11 protein-coding genes and 3 tRNA genes are annotated in these 16,822 nt (G+C 57.7%); 6 read left to right on the forward strand and 8 right to left on the reverse strand.

Translation table 11 applies throughout. The features are described from left to right. Positions 1 to 43 precede the first annotated feature (43 nt). Positions 44 to 823, reverse strand: coding sequence for an MlaA family lipoprotein (locus ACH518_RS10110; RefSeq protein WP_278212737.1), 780 nt, complete (start codon positions 821 to 823; stop codon positions 44 to 46). A gap of 160 nt (positions 824 to 983) precedes the next feature. Between ACH518_RS10110 and ACH518_RS10115 the strand changes: the two genes are divergently transcribed. Continuing rightward, the gene (locus ACH518_RS10115) at positions 984 to 1,871 is read left to right on the forward strand and encodes a DMT family transporter (RefSeq protein ID WP_445372800.1); all 888 of its coding nucleotides are present in this window, start codon (positions 984 to 986) and stop codon (positions 1,869 to 1,871) included. Between the two features lie 23 nt (positions 1,872 to 1,894). Here the strand turns inward: ACH518_RS10115 and ACH518_RS10120 are convergent, their stop codons facing one another. Beyond that, positions 1,895 to 2,068, reverse strand: a complete 174-nt coding sequence (locus tag ACH518_RS10120; RefSeq protein ID WP_445372801.1) for a hypothetical protein — start codon at positions 2,066 to 2,068, stop codon at positions 1,895 to 1,897. Positions 2,069 to 2,346: 278 nt separating this feature from the next. Here ACH518_RS10120 and ACH518_RS10125 point away from each other — a divergent pair, with 278 nt between their 5' ends. Beyond that, on the forward strand, positions 2,347 to 3,714 hold the full coding sequence (locus tag ACH518_RS10125) for a hypothetical protein (RefSeq protein WP_445372802.1): 1,368 nt from the start codon (positions 2,347 to 2,349) through the stop codon (positions 3,712 to 3,714). Positions 3,715 to 3,767: 53 nt separating this feature from the next. On the opposite strand, the gene ACH518_RS10130 is transcribed toward ACH518_RS10125, so the two are convergent. Beyond that, entirely contained in the window at positions 3,768 to 6,020 is a 2,253-nt protein-coding gene (locus ACH518_RS10130; RefSeq protein ID WP_445372803.1) for a caspase family protein, read from the reverse strand. 71 nt (positions 6,021 to 6,091) lie between these two features. Beyond that, positions 6,092 to 6,910 (reverse strand): alpha/beta fold hydrolase, encoded by an 819-nt coding sequence (locus tag ACH518_RS10135; protein WP_445372804.1) that lies wholly within the window; start codon positions 6,908 to 6,910, stop codon positions 6,092 to 6,094. Between the two features lie 105 nt (positions 6,911 to 7,015). Between ACH518_RS10135 and ACH518_RS10140 the strand changes: the two genes are divergently transcribed. From ACH518_RS10140 to ACH518_RS10150, 3 genes are all read left to right on the forward strand, one after another. Further along, complete coding sequence (locus tag ACH518_RS10140) at positions 7,016 to 8,716, forward strand: serine/threonine-protein kinase (protein WP_445372805.1); 1,701 nt, start codon at positions 7,016 to 7,018, stop codon at positions 8,714 to 8,716. A 144-nt stretch (positions 8,717 to 8,860) separates the two neighbouring features. Then, positions 8,861 to 10,108, forward strand: a complete 1,248-nt coding sequence (locus ACH518_RS10145) for an autotransporter outer membrane beta-barrel domain-containing protein (protein WP_445372806.1) — start codon at positions 8,861 to 8,863, stop codon at positions 10,106 to 10,108. A 198-nt stretch (positions 10,109 to 10,306) separates the two neighbouring features. After that, entirely contained in the window at positions 10,307 to 14,218 is a 3,912-nt protein-coding gene (locus ACH518_RS10150) for a DUF3683 domain-containing protein (protein WP_445372807.1), read from the forward strand. 163 nt (positions 14,219 to 14,381) lie between these two features. Here the strand turns inward: ACH518_RS10150 and ACH518_RS10155 are convergent. The 4 genes from ACH518_RS10155 to ACH518_RS10170 all read right to left on the reverse strand — a co-directional run bounded on the left by ACH518_RS10155 (position 14,382) and on the right by ACH518_RS10170 (position 15,242). Continuing rightward, positions 14,382 to 14,457 (reverse strand) — tRNA-Gly (locus tag ACH518_RS10155). Between the two features lie 9 nt (positions 14,458 to 14,466). After that, positions 14,467 to 14,540 (reverse strand) — tRNA-Cys (locus ACH518_RS10160). 48 nt (positions 14,541 to 14,588) lie between these two features. After that, a tRNA-Gly gene (locus ACH518_RS10165) sits at positions 14,589 to 14,664 on the reverse strand. Positions 14,665 to 14,714: 50 nt separating this feature from the next. After that, entirely contained in the window at positions 14,715 to 15,242 is a 528-nt protein-coding gene (locus ACH518_RS10170; protein ID WP_278212728.1) for a hypothetical protein, read from the reverse strand. Between the two features lie 228 nt (positions 15,243 to 15,470). Between ACH518_RS10170 and ACH518_RS10175 the strand changes: the two genes are divergently transcribed. Next, the gene (locus ACH518_RS10175; protein ID WP_445372808.1) at positions 15,471 to 16,802 is read left to right on the forward strand and encodes a TolC family protein; all 1,332 of its coding nucleotides are present in this window, start codon (positions 15,471 to 15,473) and stop codon (positions 16,800 to 16,802) included. The last annotated feature ends 20 nt before the right edge of the window (positions 16,803 to 16,822 follow it).

Here is a 16,822-nt window from a genome sequence, read left to right on the forward strand (position 1 = left end):
GACCCGCCAAGATGCCTGTCGGAGCGGATTCGGGCGCAGCGGATCAATAGGGGTTCACGGGCGACAGTTTCTCCTCGGTTTCGTCGAGATCTAAAATGTCGGTGTCAGTGACGTTGCCGTCGTTGACCAGGTAATCGCGCTGCGAAAAATAGGCGCCGCGGAAAAATCCGTAGCGGTCCACCGCGGCTTCGCTGGCGATTTTTTCGGTTTCGAGGTTGTCGGCCCGCAAATCGGCGGCATTGACGCCGCCCAAGCCGCCGGAGATCGCCGTCGACAATGCCGACGACTGGGTAAACAGGCCGGTGTAGCTGATCGGGTTGGCGGCGGTGTCGCCGATCAAGCCAATCACGCCGCGCGGCGAACTCGACCCCAATAGCGGCAGCACGATATAAGGGCCGGTCGGTATGCCCCAATAGCCCAGGGTCTGGTCGAAATCTTCATGGTGTTTGGGCAAGTCGATGGCGCTGGCCGGATCGAACCAGCCGGCGATGCCGACCGTGGTATTGACCAGGAAACGCGCCGTATCCATGCCGGCTTGCCGAAATTTTCCTTGCAGAACATCGTTGATCGAGACCCGGATGTCGGCGATATTACTGAAAAAATTGCTGATGCCGGCATCGACGAAATCCGGCGTAATCCAGCGGTAGCCACGGGCCACCGGTTTCATCAGGTAATCGTCGACCCGGTCGTTGAAGGTTTGCATCGGCCGGTTCCAGCTTTCCCAAGGATCGCGCGGATCGGAAGCCGGAACGCTGGCGCAACCGGACAGCGTGGTTGCCGCGCTTAGCAACAGAGTCAGGGCAGGGATGGTTCCGTTTCGCATAAGGTGTGCTCCAGTAACTGACGACTGATGTGTAAAGGTTAACGTATTGCCGGGGTGTTTGTCTTGCCAGCCGGCGCGGATTTTATCGCGCGGCGGACGCGTCGAGTAGGCCGCTTGTGCGGGACAGTAAACCGGTTTCCAACCGCTAACAATCTGGATTATGACTCTTGCCGATGCGTTACGTTTACTGCTCCTGGCTGCGATTTGGGGCGGATCTTTTCTATTGATGCGGATATCCGCGCCGATTCTGGGGCTGGCCTATGTCGCGGAAGGCCGAGTGTTCTCGGCAGCGTTGTTTTTATCGGTACTGGCCGTGTTTGGCAAACGGCTGGGCGGCCTGTGGCGGAACTGGCGCTATTTACTGGTGATGGGTTTTTTCAATGTCGCGCTGCCGTTTAGTTTGTTTGCCTATGCGGCGGCGACATTGTCGACCTCGCAATTGTCGGTGTTGAACGCAACGGCGCCGATTTGGGCTTATGCGATCGGATTGACGCTCGGTATCGAGAAACTGGCGTGGAAACGGATTTGCGGCATGTTCATGGCGCTGTCCGGGGTGGCTCTGCTGTTCTGGGGCTTGCTGGCTGTCAGCCCCGGCCAATTTTTGCTGCCGGTCATCAGTTCGCTGGCCGCCGCATTCTCCTACGGGATTGCCACCAATTACGCCAAGGCCAGAGCCAGGCTGGCGCCGTTCGACACTGCTCACGGCAGCCTGTGGGCAGCGGCGTTGCTGCTGCTGCCGATGGTGTTTCTGTGGCCGTTAAAGCAACTGCCGACCGTGGAATCCATTATGGCTGTCGCCGGTTTGGGCATTGTCTGCACCGGCATCGCCTTTCCGCTCTATTACCGATTGATTCGGGATATCGGTGCCTCGTCCGCGTTGACCGTCACCTTTCTGAATCCGATGTTCGCGACCCTGTGGGGCGCGCTGTACTTGGCCGAAACGGTCACGCCGCGGCATATCCTCGGTATGGCGGTGATTCTGGTCGGAACCGCACTGTCTACCGGGTTTCAGGCCCGCAGTCTTCTCAAACGGCGGGTACCCGTCTAACGTTGGCTGCCTGAGCGACCAAATCAAGCAGCGCTTTGGCGGCTGAATCGAACCGGACGTTGCCGCGGGCGGTACCATTCCTTGAAATCCACCGGCGGTTCAAGCAACGGGGCACTGACGCAGAAGCGCAAGCTGCCGTCGGTGGTCAGATACGGCGCGGTGCGGATGCGGGTAATTCCTTTCTGCGAGTCTTTCATATCGGCTCCTGTTTGACTTGGCAGATAGTTTGGCAAGCGGCCGCTTAAGGCCGACTTAATCCGCGGTTAGCGGCGCGGGAGTTTGCCGGAACGCTGGCCGGATCGTCCGGCTTATGATTTGTCGCGCGGACGGCCGCCGAGTTTGGCGGCGGTGGCGGATAATTCCGTCGTGCAATCAAGCTGGTATACTGAACCGTTAGGTTCAAGAGCAGGTGCCGGGTTCCTTGGGTGGGGCCCCGGGTCTTCATTATAAAAATTATATTTAGCCGGGATTTTCTATGGACGCATATTTACCGATGATTCAAAGCATATTGTTGGATTGGTACCAATTAACCCTTGCCAATCCGGAATATGCCGGAGCCGTGGCCGTTGCGGTTTGGTTGCTGACTTCGATTTTTTACAGTATCCGCATTTACTTTCTGAAAAAAGCCAACGCCACCCTGGTGAAACTGCGTCTCGGCTTACAGTCCGATCTGGAAACGGCACAACAGCAATTGCAAAGCAGCCAGGCCGAATTGGCCGCCAGCGTTCAGCAATTGGCCGAGGTACAAACCGCCGCCGAAGAGTCCGCCCAACGCGCTGCCGGCTTGGAGGAGAAAGTGGTCGCCGGTAATCGGCAATTGATCGACAGCATCAAGGCTTTGGCCAACAAATTCGAATTGACCGAGCCGAGTTTGCCCGCGGCGAACAACGCCGACAGCGGCGATTTGTGGAGCCGTTACGCGGCGATTAGCGAGCAGGCGGTCGAACGTTTCCAAGCCGAGCAAAAAGGCAAGACCGATCTGCAATTGTCGTTGTGGGCCGAAACTGCGAAGTTGGCGGAGAAAGACGCATTGCTGGAGCCCTTGCAGCGTAAGGTGGAAGAGCAAACCGCGCAGGTCGCCAAATTGGAGTTGGCGTTGGAAGAACAGAAAATTCGGTTCGAACGCCAACAGGCCAACGCCGAAAAAGCCCTGGCCGAAACCGTCAGCCGCTATCAAACCGAGGTGGGCCAACGGGATAATCCGGTGAATCAGCCGGCCCCTGCCGCGGTTGCGCCGCAGCCGATTGTCGCGCCGATTCCGGAATCGAACCCCGCTGTTATCCAGCCGCCGATTGCTGTCGTTTCGGCGCCTGAAGTGGCGGTCCCGGTCGAACCGATGCCTATGCCAGAGCCAACTTCGGCTCCGGTGGTTACGACTGAGCCGGCACCGGTAACCCCGGCTGCAGCTGCCGCAACCGTCGCCCCGAGCAAACAAGCGTCGGTCGATAAGGCGGTCGAGAAAAGCGGCGGCTTCGGTAAGTTCAAGCAATTGTTGAACAACACCATGCAGCAAATGGCCAAACTGGATCAGAAACTGGGTACCCAAACTACGGTGGAAGTAGCCGAACTCGTCGAGGAAGCTGCCGTTCCGGCCGCGGAACCGGTCGCCGAGCCAGTGCCGGAGCAGCCGGTTGTCGTTGCCGAGCCGGTAGTCGATGCGGCTGCGCCGGCACCGGCCAAAGCCAGCAAATTGAAAAGCCTGTTCGGTAAAAGCAAACCTGCCGAAGAACCGCAACCGGCGCCAGTAGCCGCTCCGGAGCCGCCTCCGGCACCTGCGCCTGCGCCAATCCCGGCCGCAGCCAAGCAAGACAAGCTGAAAGATTTGTTTTCGAAATGGAAATAAGCGTTTAAGCCATTCCTTCCCGCCGGGCCGTTACGGCCCGGCCCGCTGTAGGATCAGACCTCCGGCACGAAAAAGAACGGGCTGCCTTCATGCCCGGCATGTTGCAACGGCGCATATTGCGGTTTTTGTTCGAAGCCGCCGCGCGCCGCCGACGCCTGGACCTGATTCGCCACATCCCGGAAAATATCGTAATCCTCGATAATCCGTTTGTTGCTGCGCAACACCTTCAAAAATGCATTGGCAAACACCGAGTGCTCGCCACCACCCTGATCCATAACCGGCTTGACGCCACCGGATGTCAGCACGGTACGAGCTTTGCGGCTGTTCATCGCCTTCAACCAGCGCTCGCGCTTGGCATCGTCCATACCCTCCGGCAGTTTGGCCACGGCGGAACCGGTCAAGGCGCCGGAATAACAGGAGTCGGCCACTACCATGATGTGTTTGGCCGGCATGATGCTCAGGAATTCGGTGATGCTTTGGCTGGAGATCCAGTTGGCGCTGTTGCCGGTCTCGGAATCGACCGGCAGCCAGTAGGCGGTTTGGCTGCGCTTGTCGATTTCGCCGTGGCCGGCGTAATAAATCAGCAGATTGTCCTGTTCGGTCAGTTTTTGGTTCAGCTCGTTCAGCGCCGACATGATCGCGTGGCGGTTGGCGTTCAGCAGCAGTTTGGTTTTAAAGCCGTAGCGCTCGCGCAGCAGCAATTCCAGACTTTTCGCGTCGGCCATTGGCGTCTTCAAAGACGGATAGGCGCCGTAGTCGTTGTTGCCGATGATGATCGCGTAAAACTTGCCGAACTGGATGTCGCCGCTGCGTTTCAAGTCGCTGCCGCTGCCGTTGCTGCTCGGAAACGGTTCGGCGCTGATCCCGCTGCTGGCGGCCAGCAGGCGCAAGCTCAAGTCGCTGTGTTGGTTGCGTTTGTCGGTCGCGCTGATCCGCACCACGGTTTCGTCACCTTGCAGACTGACGTCGGTTTCGAAACGGCCGTTAGCGTCGACCTTGACCGGTTTGTCGTTCAATAATAAGCGGTTGAGGCCGGTACTGGCGTCGATTTTGCCGATAATGCGTTTGCTGCTTTCGCCGACGGCGAATTGGATGCTGGGAATACCGCGGGTCACGGTCACGGCCGGTTCGATCAGCTCGATATTCGGGCCGGAGCCGGATGCCAACAAGGTACTGCGCGATTGTTCCAGTTTTTCTTTCAGCGCGGCGATTTCCTTGGCTTGCTGTTGCAGCGCCAGTTTGCGGCTGTCGATCTGGTTGCGGTCGAGCTTGTCCGGCGATGTCAGCCAGCCGGTCAGTTCGGCCGATTGTTTCTGGAAGGTTTCGATCTTCTCGTTCAGCCGGTTTTCCAGTTCGTTGGCCTTGCTGTCAGCGGTTTTGGCCGCGGGATTTTCCTGCCGGGCCGCGTCCAGCTCGCGCTTCATGCGTTGCCGTTCCTGACTCAAGGTTTGGGTCAACGAACCGAGCTTGGCTTGTTGGTCTTTGAGTTGCGACTCTTTTTCGCGCAGTTGTTTTTCCAGCAGCTCGATATCGCTGGAATTGCCCGGCGCAGTCGATTTTTGTTGTTGCAGTTTGTTGCGCAGCGCTTCCAGCTCGCTTTGCGCCTTACGCAGACTTTCCTGCTGGTCCAGGGTCTGTTGGCGGGTGTCTTGCAATTGCTCGCGCAGTTGCTCGGCTTCGCGGCGCGACTCGGCGACTTCGCTGCGCAGCGTCTCCAGCTCCTGAGAGTTTACCGCCGGGGCGAATTGGATGCCGGCATCTTCCAGGCCGGCCGATTTGCGATACCAGCGTAACGCCGCCTCCTTGTCCGGCGCGACGCCGAGGCCTTTTTCGTAGAGATGGCCCAGGTTCAATTGCGCTTGCGAGTTGCCTTGCCGGGCGGCTTTTTCGTACCACTGCGCGGCCGCTTTATAGTCGGCTTGGCTGCCCAAGCCCTTTTCGAAAATTTCGCCGACCGCCAATTGCGCGGCGGCGTCGCCTTCCTGGGCTTTCGGCAGCCAGATGTTCAATGCGCTGGCGTAATTGGCGCGGTCGTAGGCCACGTATTCGCCGCCGCGGACTTCGCAATCCGCCGCGGTGGTGCGAATCGGCCGGCGTGCGCTGAGGTAGGTCATTTGCGAACCGAGTTTGCGGACTTGGCCGGGCAGCAGGCAATCCACCACAAACAGTTTATTGGTATCGGCCACGATGTAGCCTTCGGTGGCCCTGGCCATTTCTTCCTGGCTGACGTCGCGGGCGCAAGCCGCCATGAGTATGCTGCCGATCGCCAACGCGAGCGTACGATTTTGATACATCTTCTGAGCCATAACGAGCCGCCTTTTGCTGTGAAGGGTTAGGCCGGCAACGATAGCAGAAAACCGCCGGGCCGCAATAGCGCTTATCTCGCGCTGGGCAAGCGTCGCAACATTTCCGGCCAGATTGCTTGCCAGCCGCGGTTATGGTCGGCATCGACCCGGATTACATGGGCATGCGGGCGGGCGCGCAGGGCCGACTCGAACAGTGCCGGCGGGATGGTCGTATCGCGCTCGCCGAGCAGGTGCCACTCGGGAACGCGGCCCGCCGGCCTTATGGCCGGATTCAGCGAGTTTTGCAAGCGCTGGTAGCCGTGGTAATCGGTCCAGCGGTCGATGTCGTAATTGCCGGCCAAAGTGATGACGGCCAAGGTTTGCGGCAAACGTTCCGCCAGTAACAACGCCAGCGTGCCGCCGCCGCTGTGGCCGATCAATACCAGTTCGCGGTATCCGTTTTGCTCGGCGAAGTTCAGCAAGGCCTGCGCCATGCTGGCAACGACGGATTCGCCGTAACGGCCGCCGGTCCACAACTCCGAACCGCAGCCGGGGTCTTCAGTGTGGCCGTTATAGCAAGGCCGGCCCAGATACAGACTGGGCGCCGGGTCGCCGGCCATCAGCGGCAGGATTACCGAATCGCGCGTGGTCGGTTCGGCCGCCGGAATCAGGCCGCGCTCCCACGGCCGGCCGTCGCCTTCCAGGTAAACGTGTAAACGTTCTGTGGCCTGTGCCGGCCGATTCCGGAATCCGCGCAGCGTAAATTTGCCGCCGTCGAGATCCAACGCGACCAGATCCAGGTCGCGTGCTTGTTGATGCAGTTTGGCGACCGGCGAGACGCAGCCCGCCAGCGATATCGCCAGCGTAAGGCTTGCCGCCAACAGATAGCGTCCGGCGCGTGGTTTCAGCATATTTGAGCTGTAGCTGTGGTGGAATCGGGCGGTTGCCGATAGCGGCAGCGACACAAAACGAGGTCTTCGGCTAAAATCCTTGGACAATTTGGTTTTGGGTTGGTCATGGCAGCATTTGATAGCGCATTAAACGCGTTCCGGCAATCGCAAATTTCATTCGACGAGTTATTGGCGGCGGCCCGCGTTGCGGCAGGACAATCGGCCGCGGAAGTGGCGGCCGCGTTGCAACATGTGGAAGCGGCATACCGTGGTGGCGGCCTGGCGGCCGAGCGTTATTTCGCGTTGCAGTCGGCTTTGCAGGACGAGACCCGTTTGGCGGTTGCGCCGGTTGCGCCGCCGCCAGTCGCCGGCGACGACGAAACCTTACTGGCGCCGCGGCCCGCGCCGGCCGACGATGCAACATCGGTCGAGTCCGCGCCTTTGGCGGCGCCGATTGCTGCCGAGCCGACCCTGGTGCAAACTCAGGCGCCGACCTTGACCACCGAATCCCTGTTACAAGGTCTGGACCCGAACCAACCGCAAGCGGAGTTGACGGTGGGCTGTACCCTGAAAAACCGCTTTGTACTGGAAGAGTTGCTCGGCGTCGGCGGTATGGGCATGGTGTTCAAAGCGACCGACTTGCGTAAAGTCGAGGCGGCGGACAAAGACCCGTTCGTGGCGTTGAAGGTGTTGAACCAGGATTTTCAATTCAATCCGATGGCTTTGGTCGGGCTGCAGCGCGAAACCAAGCGGGCGCAAACCCTTTCCCATCCCAACATCATTAAAGTGTACGACTTCGACCGGGACGGCGCTTACGTCTTCATGTCGATGGAGTATCTGCAAGGTCGGCCCTTGAGCCATTTGATCCGCGACCACGTCGAAACCGGCCTGCCGTTCAAAAAAGCTTGGCCGATTATCAGCGCCATGGCCGAAGCCTTGGGCCATGCGCACAAAAAAAACATCGTCCATTCCGATTTCAAACCCGGCAACGTCTTCGTCAGCGACGAAGGCGAGATCCGGGTGTTGGATTTCGGTATCGCCTGCGCCATCGGTCGGAGCGAGAAAGACGGCCACGACGCGACCGTGTTCAACGCCCGTGATTTGGGGGCGATGACGCCGGCTTATGCCAGTCTGGAGCAATTGCAACATAGCGCGCCGGATCCGCGCGACGACATTTATGCGCTGGCCTGCATCACTTACGAGCTGTTGGCGGGCAAACACCCGTTCGGCCGCTTGTCCGCCGAAAAGGCCAGGGAACTGAATTTACAGCCCAAGCCGATTCCGCAGTTGTCGCGGCGGCAGTGGAAAGCCTTACAAAAAGGTCTGGCGTTCAAGCAGGAAAACCGTAGCGCCAGCATCGACGAGTTCATTTCCTCTATCGGCCCACGTTCCTCGGTTTACTACGGTCTGTGGACCAGCGCCTTGATTATCGCGTGTTCGATCGGCGTCAACGTCTATTGGACTTTGACCGAGAAGACGGCAGTGGCCGAGCCGCCGAAAGTAGTGCCGAGTCTGACTGCGGAGCAACTGCAAAAGATCAAGGATTTATTGGAGCTGGCCGAGATTCATTTCGACGTCGGCTACTTGACCGCTCCGACCGGCAGTAACGCCTTCTGGGCCTATCAGGAAGTGTTGAAGATCGATCCGTACAACAAGGCCGCGATCGCCGGCTTGAACAAGATCGCCGATACCCTGGAGCAACAGGCCTGGGAGTTTTACGAGAAAAGCGACCGTTCCGAAGCCCTGAAGAAAGTTCAGGAAGGTTTGGAAGTCAATCCGGGGCACAAAGGTTTGCTGAGTCTGCAGGAAAAACTTCGATTCAATTAACAGGCAACGACCGGATTATGTTGACAATCCGGTTTTATAGGTTGGGCTATTTATATGATTTTGCAGAATAATTAAGCTTTTTCGATTTTGCGGAATGTGGGCCGGCGTGTAAGATATTAAAAACACATCTTTGAGGAGAGAATCATGTATTACCCCAATTTAAAGCCGGTTCGCTCGGTCGACGCCGAGGCTTCGGTCCGGCCACCGGTCTACTTGCAGCTTTGTAGGGCGATAGGTTTGGCCGTGATGACATTATCGTCGGCATCCACCAGTGCCGTGCCGAGTTTTTCGCAGAATCTGAATCCGAATCAACAGTCGGTCGATACGGCCTTGTCCAATTGTTCGTCTTTTTATTCGGATTCGAACGATCCCACCCCAACCGTGTGTCAGGCGGGATTTTCCGACATCCAAAGCCTGACTCCGGACCAAGTCCTGGGTATGGGCAACTCGATTACCCGACTGGACGGCGGCCGTAATCCGGTGCCTTACGACTATTACAGTAACAATCAAACCTCGAGATTGGGCGGTGGTAGCGGCGACGCCGATTTTCCGCCGTTGAATTTTTGGACCAAGGTCGATAGCGGCTTCGGTGCCCACGACAATACCGCGCTGAACAATGGTGGTTTCAAGTACGACAACCATAATTTCATGGCTGGCGTCGATTACCGGATCAGCGACAGTTGGGTCAGCGGCGCCGTCTTCAACTACCGCCATAGTAATGCCGCATTCAACGCCGGCCGCGGCGAAACCCTGGGCGATAGTTACACCGGTATGCTCTATACCTCTTACTTCGTGACCGAGGCCTTGCATTTGGATGCCACGGCTTCTTACGGCGGCCATGAATTCGAAACCACCCGTAATATCACGTTGAATGGTGTGTCTTCGGTGGCCAAGGCCAAGCCCAACGCCGACCAATATTCGTTCAGTTGGGGCGGCGGATACGATTGGCACCACCAGGCTTTGAGCGTTTCGCCTTATGCGCGCGGCGAATACACGGCTATGAACATCGACGGCTACGCCGAATCCGGCAGTGTGGCCGCGGTTCGATTCGGCAAGCAGAATATCGAATCGTTGATTTCTACCGTCGGTGTGCAAACTGCTTATACCTTCAGCTTTCCATGGGGTGTTTTGATTCCGCAATTGCGCGGCGAGTGGCATCACCAGTTTCTTGACGGCCGGCGTAATGTGTCCGGCAGCTTCATTGCCGACGGCTCCGGCTCCACTTTTAGTTTGGTCAATGACGCGCCTACCCGAGATTATTACACCTTCGGCGCCGAAGTGTCGACGGTGCTGCCCGGCGGTGTGTCTGCGTTCCTGGCTTACGAGACATTGCAAAGTTACCGCCATGTCGAAAGCAACCGCTTGATGCTGGGCGGCCGTTTAGAGTTTTAAGCTCGTGGCCAGTGGGACGGTCGGGCGTCTCTGGACGGCGCCCCGGTTGTCCGTTGGCGGTGGTTAGGCCGTGTTTTAGAGTGCCGGTGGCTGGATAAACCCCAGATATCTCGCGGTTTGGGCGGCGATTTTTCGGCCGGCTCGGTTTCGGCCCGTGTTAAAATCCGGAGGATTATGACTTCATGTTCGCCGAATCCTGTGGCCTCTCCATTATTCCCCGCTTCGATTGAATCCGCTCCCGCTCGAGTGCGGGAAATTCCCTACAACTACACCTCGTTTTCCGACCGCGAAATTGTGATTCGCCTGCTGGGGGAAGAGATGTGGTCGATTTTGGATTCCTTGCGCGAGGAGCGGATCACCGGCCGTTCCGCCCGGATGCTTTACGAAGTCTTGGGCGATATCTGGGCGGTGCGGCGCAACCCCTATTTGGAAGACGATCTGCTCGACAATGCCAAACGTCGGCGGGCTTTGTTGCAAGCCCTGCGTCATCGTTTACAGCAAATGCAAGCCAGACACGCCGAAGCCGAGAACCAAAATCCCGACCGGGCCGAGCGCGTCGCCAAATTAATCTGCGCCGCGCATCAGGCGGTAGACGAATTCGATGCCCACTTCGAACGCACCGCTCAATTGCGGCGCAGCGTGATGACGCTGTTGTCGCGATACACCCGTAAAGACAATATCAGTTTCGACGGCTTCGCCCGGGTCAGCCATGTCACCGACGCCACCGACTGGCGGGTGGAGTATCCGTTCGTTGTCTTGTATCCCTGTTCCGAAGACGAGGTCGGCCATCTGGTACGCGGTTGTATCGAGCTGGGTTTGACCATCATTCCGCGCGGCGGCGGTACCGGTTATACCGGCGGTGCGGTGCCGCTGAACGCCTATTCCGCAGTAATCAACACCGAAAAACTGCTGGCGATGGGCCAGGTGGAGCGCCAGACTTTATTGCCCGGCGTCGATAAATCCTACGCCACGATCCATACCGGCGCCGGCGTTGTCACCCGGCGGGTGATGGATGCCGCCGAGCAGGCCGGCTTGGTGTTCGCCTGCGATCCGACCTCGGCCGATGCTTCCTGCATCGGCGGCAATATCGCGATGAACGCCGGCGGCAAGAAAGCCGTGCTGTGGGGCACTGCATTGGACAATCTGGCTTCCTGGCGCATGGTAACGCCGGACGGCAATTGGCTGGAAATCGAGCGGTTGAACCACAATCTGGGCAAGATTCACGAGCAGGAAACCGCTGCATTTCTGTTGAAGCGGTTCGACGCTAGCGGCAAGCAATTGCTAGGCGAAGAGAGCCTGGAAATCTCCGGCAGTTTTTTCCGCAAAACCGGGTTGGGCAAAGACGTTACCGACAAGTTTCTGGGCGGTTTGCCCGGCGTGCAGAAAGAAGGCTGCGACGGCATCATCACCTCGGCCCGCTGGATTCTGCATGAAATGCCACCGGTGACCCGAACCTTTTGCCTGGAGTTTTTCGGTCAGGTGCGGGAAGCGGTGCCGGCGATCGTCGAGATTCGCGACTATCTGGAAAGCCTGCCGAAAGACGGCGCGCAACGGGTCATGCTGGCCGGTCTGGAGCATCTGGACGAGCGTTACGTCAAAGCGGTGGGCTACGCCACTAAAGCCAAACGCCACGGCCGGCCGAAGATGGTATTGATCGGCGATATCGTCGGCGACGACGAGAACCAGGTGGCTCTGGCCGCTTCGGAAGTGGTGCGTCTGTGCAATGCCCGCGGCGCGGAGGGCTTTATCGCCGTGTCGGCCGAGACCCGCAAAAAATTCTGGCTGGACCGGGCCCGGACCGCGGCGATCGCCAAACATACCAACGCCTTTAAAATCAACGAAGACGTGGTGATTCCGTTGCCGCGGATGGGCGATTATTGCGATGGCATCGAGCGGATCAACATCGAATTGTCGCTGCACAATAAGCTGCGCTTGTGCGCGGCATTGAACGAATTTTTGGCCGGCGATTTGCCGATGCGCGCTTACGAAGAGGGCGTAGACTGGCGGGAATTGCTCGGCGAGCGCCGGGCTCAGGCGCTGGAAACGCTAGCCATGGTGCGCCAGCGCTGGACTTGGCTATACGACAATTTGGATTTGCCGCTGCTCCAGGCGGAAGCCGAGTTCGGCAAATACGGGATTCAGGCTGGCGAGTTAAGCAATCGCGCCGCAGAGCCGACTTTGTTTCACCGCTTGCAGGATTACTCCATCAGGGTGTCATGGAAGCAGGAACTGCTGCCGCGCTTGCGCGAGATTTTCGAGGGCGACAATTTTCGGCCTATCGTCGAGCGCATCGAAGCCCTACATAAGGAAATCTTGCGCGGCCGCGTGTTCGTGGCCTTGCATATGCATGCCGGCGACGGCAACGTGCATACCAATCTACCGGTCAATTCCGACCATTACGAAATGTTGCAGGAAGCCAATGCGGCGGTGGCGCGGATTATGGAACTGGCGCGGGCGTTGGGTGGGGCGATTTCCGGCGAGCACGGCATCGGCATCACCAAATACGAGTTCCTGACCGAGGCCGAACTGGCCGATTTTCATGCTTATAAAAACCGGATCGATCCGGAAGGGCGCTTCAATCGCGGTAAATTGATGCCGGGTGCCGATTTGCGCTCGGCTTACACCACCTCGTTTAGCCTGATGGGCTATGAGTCGCTGATCATGCAGCAGAGCGATATCGGTGCGATTTCGGAGTCGGTCAAGGACTGCCTGCGCTGCGGCAAATGCAAACCGGTCTGCGCGACTCATGTGCCGCCGGCGAATTTGCTGTATTCGCCGCGTAACAAGATTCTGGCCACCTCGTTGTTGATCGAGGCCTTCTTGTACGAGGAGCAGACCCGGCGCGGCATTTCGATCACCCACTGGAAGGAATTCGAAGACGTTGCCGATCATTGCACCGTCTGCCATAAGTGTTTCAATCCGTGTCCGGTTGACATCGACTTCGGCGACGTCTCGATGAATATGCGCAATCTGCTGCGCAAAATGGGCAAGCAAAGTTTCAATCCGGCCAAGACCATGGCGCTGGCCTTTTTGACCGCGTCCAAGCCGGGCAACGTCAAAGCCATGCGCAAGGCGATGATCGATTGGACCTACAAAGCGCAGCGTATCGGCAATAGCTTTTTGCAGCATTGGGGCAGGGCGCAGATCGCGCAGCCGCCGGCGACGGTCGGCAAGCCGCCGGTGCGGGAGCAGGTGATTCATTTCATGAACCGGAAAATGCCGGGCGAATTGCCGAACAAAACGGCGCGGGCTTTGTTGGATATCGAGGACAACCAAATCGTGCCGATCATCCGCAACCACGAGAAAACCAAAGCCGACTCCGAGGCCGTGTTTTATTTCCCAGGTTGCGGTTCCGAGCGTTTGTTTTCCCAAGTCGGGCTGGCGACGCAGGCGATGCTGTACGAAATAGGGGTGCAAACGGTATTGCCGCCGGGTTATTTGTGTTGCGGTTATCCGCAACGGGCGGGCGGCCAATTCGACAAGGCGCAGAAGATAACCACCGATAACCGGGTGTTGTTTCACCGAGTGGCGAACACCCTGAATTATCTGGATATCAAGACTGTCGTGGTCAGTTGCGGTACCTGCCAGGATCAATTGCAGGATTACGAATTCGACAAGATTTTCCCCGGTTGCCGATTGATCGATATTCACGAATATCTGTTGGAAAAAGGCGTGAAATTGGATGGCGTGAATGGTCAGCGCTACCTTTATCACGACCCTTGCCATAGTCCGTTCAAGCAACAAGACGGAGTTAAAGTAGTAAACCAGTTGTTGGGGGCGCCGGTCAGCAAGTCAGAACGTTGCTGCGGCGAGTCCGGCACGCTGGCAGTGGCGCGGCCGGACATCTCGACGCAGATTCGTTTCCGCAAGGCCGAAGAACTGCAAAAGGATGCCAGCAAATTACGCGGCGACGGTTATGCCGGGCCGGTAAAAATGTTGACCTCGTGCCCATCCTGCATGCAGGGCTTGCAGCGTTTTCAAGATGAGGTGGAAACCTTGGAAGTCGATTACATCGTTGTCGAAATCGCCAAGCACGTGCTGGGCGACAACTGGATGCCGGAATATGTCGAACGGGTGACTCAGGGCGGCGTCGAGCGGGTGTTGGTCTGATGGCGATGCCTGTCGCCCGCTGAGCAAGTAGCGCTCTCGGGGGTGGGCCGGAGGAGGTTGGTTTACTTGAGCCACTTTCTCCCGGTCGGCTCCCAAGATGGAGCGTGAGCGGGCTTCTGACGGGCACAAAAAAAGCCGCGATATTCGCGGCTTTTTATGAATTTGGAGCGGGAAACGAGACTCGAACTCGCGACCCCGACCTTGGCAAGGTCGTGCTCTACCAACTGAGCTATTCCCGCATGTCTATATGGAGGCTGCGACCGGAATCGAACCGGTGTATACGGCTTTGCAGGCCGCTGCATAACCACTTTGCTACGCAGCCTTAATCGGTCAAACAAAAAAGCCGCGTTTTGCCGCGGCTTATCGAATTTGGAGCGGGAAACGAGACTCGAACTCGCGACCCCGACCTTGGCAAGGTCGTGCTCTACCAACTGAGCTATTCCCGCTTGGCTAACTATCCTGCCTATTATAAAAGCTAAATTTTTTGTGTCAACACTTATTGCAGGTTGATTGAAGACGTCCAAGCGCGCCGGCCTTGGCATTCTCCGCTGGCGGATATTTCGACTTCGGCCCACACCAGGTTTTTGTCGGACGGATCGTTTTGGATTTGGGTCAATTTGACCGGTGTATTCATTGGCATATGTTTGCAGGCGCCATCGCGATCGTTTTCCTCGGTATCGTCGTAGGCAGCCAACGAACCCGGAACCGAAACCAATCTGACAGTTGCGTTTGGATCGTAGGTGTTGGGGCTTTTCAGCACATAATTTTGGCCTGAGACCAGCGGTTTTTGTTGATGGACCGGCAGTTTCGGGTCGGAGCCGCCGCTAAATACTAGGGCAAGCAGAACCACTGCGGCGCCGCCGATCGCGCCGTAAAATACTTTAGGATTGGATTCCTTCAAAGCTAAAAAACCGGCCAAGGCATTTCCGGCAGCGGCGGCAGGAGCAGCAGCAGGCGCGGCGGCGGCCTGATTCGGCTCCTCGGCTTGATTTGCGGTTTCGTTGGTGTTTTCGTCAAGGCTCATGCGCTGTATCCTCTCAAGCTAATTATTATTATGGAAGGTTATTGGGTGAGTGCCTAAAGTTACCATGATGACCAAACATTTCAAGCATTCATTTCTAAGGCTTAGAGACTATCTTAACTGGAATAGCGGCAATATCGGATTTGCACGAATAAAAAAGCCAGCAGAGAAAAGATTTGGCCTATAATATTAGGAAATACTTAATTACTAACATTTGGCAGTGCTATGCGAATGATTGTGAAACATGCCGTTTTACCGCTTGCGGTCACGCTAAGTCTAATCGGACCGGTTGCCTGGGCTGCCGGTACTTACACGCTGGAGCAAGCCGTGGAGCAGGCGTTGGCCAACAATCCGGAACTGCACATCATGCAGGAGCGGATCGAGCAAGCCGACGCCCAGTTGGGGCAGGCGCTGGCCAATTTTTATCCGCAAATCAAAACCAGCCTGTCCTACCAGCACAGCGATAATCCAGCGATGGCATTCTCGATGATTATTGCCCAGCGGCGTTTGAATCTGAACGGCGGCGATTTTAATCATCCGGGCGGTGTCGACAATTACCGGCCGCAAGTCACGGCGACTTATTCGCTGTTCCGCGGCGGCCAGGATTACTATTTGAGCCAGGCCGCACAACTTGGCGTGGAAAGTTCCGAACTGGAAAGGGCCGCCACCCGCAACCGGTTGGTGAACAACGTCACCGCGGCGTATTACGGCGGTTTGGCGGCGATCGAAGCGCACCAAGTCAATAACCGCGCAATTGAAGCGGTGCAGAGCGAATTGAATCAATCCAAGATTCAATACGACGCCGGCGTGGTGCTGAAATCCGATGTGCTGTCGTTGGAAACGCAACTTGCCGAGGCTAGAGACGCCGAAATCCAGTCGGCGCATGCCATCGAACTGGCGCAGAGTCTGTTAAAGACCCTGTTGGGCTTGAACGCCAACGAGGCATTCGATTTCGCCGGCAATGTGAAACCCGACCTGCCGGGCAGCCCTGCCGGTTTCGACGAGTTGCTGAACCAAGCGCTGGCGCAACACCCCGAGTTGAAAAACGCCGAGAAACGCGCCGCTATCGCCGAACAGCAATTGGCGGCCGCCAAAGCGGCGCATTTACCGCGCGCCGATGCCTATGTCAGTTACGGTTCGGACAGCAAGGACTTGGCGTTCAGCAGCAACCGCGACAACGTCAGCGCCGGCGTCATGGTCGAAGTGGACGTGTTTTCCGGATTCGCTACCCAGGAAAAAGTCCGTAAGGCCGAGCACGAACTGACCGCCGCCCAAGAAACCGTCAGGCAGACCCGGTTGCGCATCGAAAACCAGCTCAAGTCGGCGCAGCTTGGCTTGCAGCAGGCTTTAAACCGGGCTGAGGTTAGCGATGTCGCGGTGCGCGCCGCCGAGGAAGCGTTGCGTTTGGTCAACGAGCAACGCCGGGCCGGCGTCGTCACCGTCACCCGCTACCTGGAGGCTGAAGTCGCCCGAGATCGCGCGCGCACCCGGCAAATCAGCGCCCGCTACGATGCCTTGCGCGCCGAAGCGGACCTGAAACAAGCCCTCGGCTTTTGGCAATAAACTCTCGTAGGCATACCCAC

This window comes from Methylomonas sp. HW2-6 (assembly GCF_052474525.1).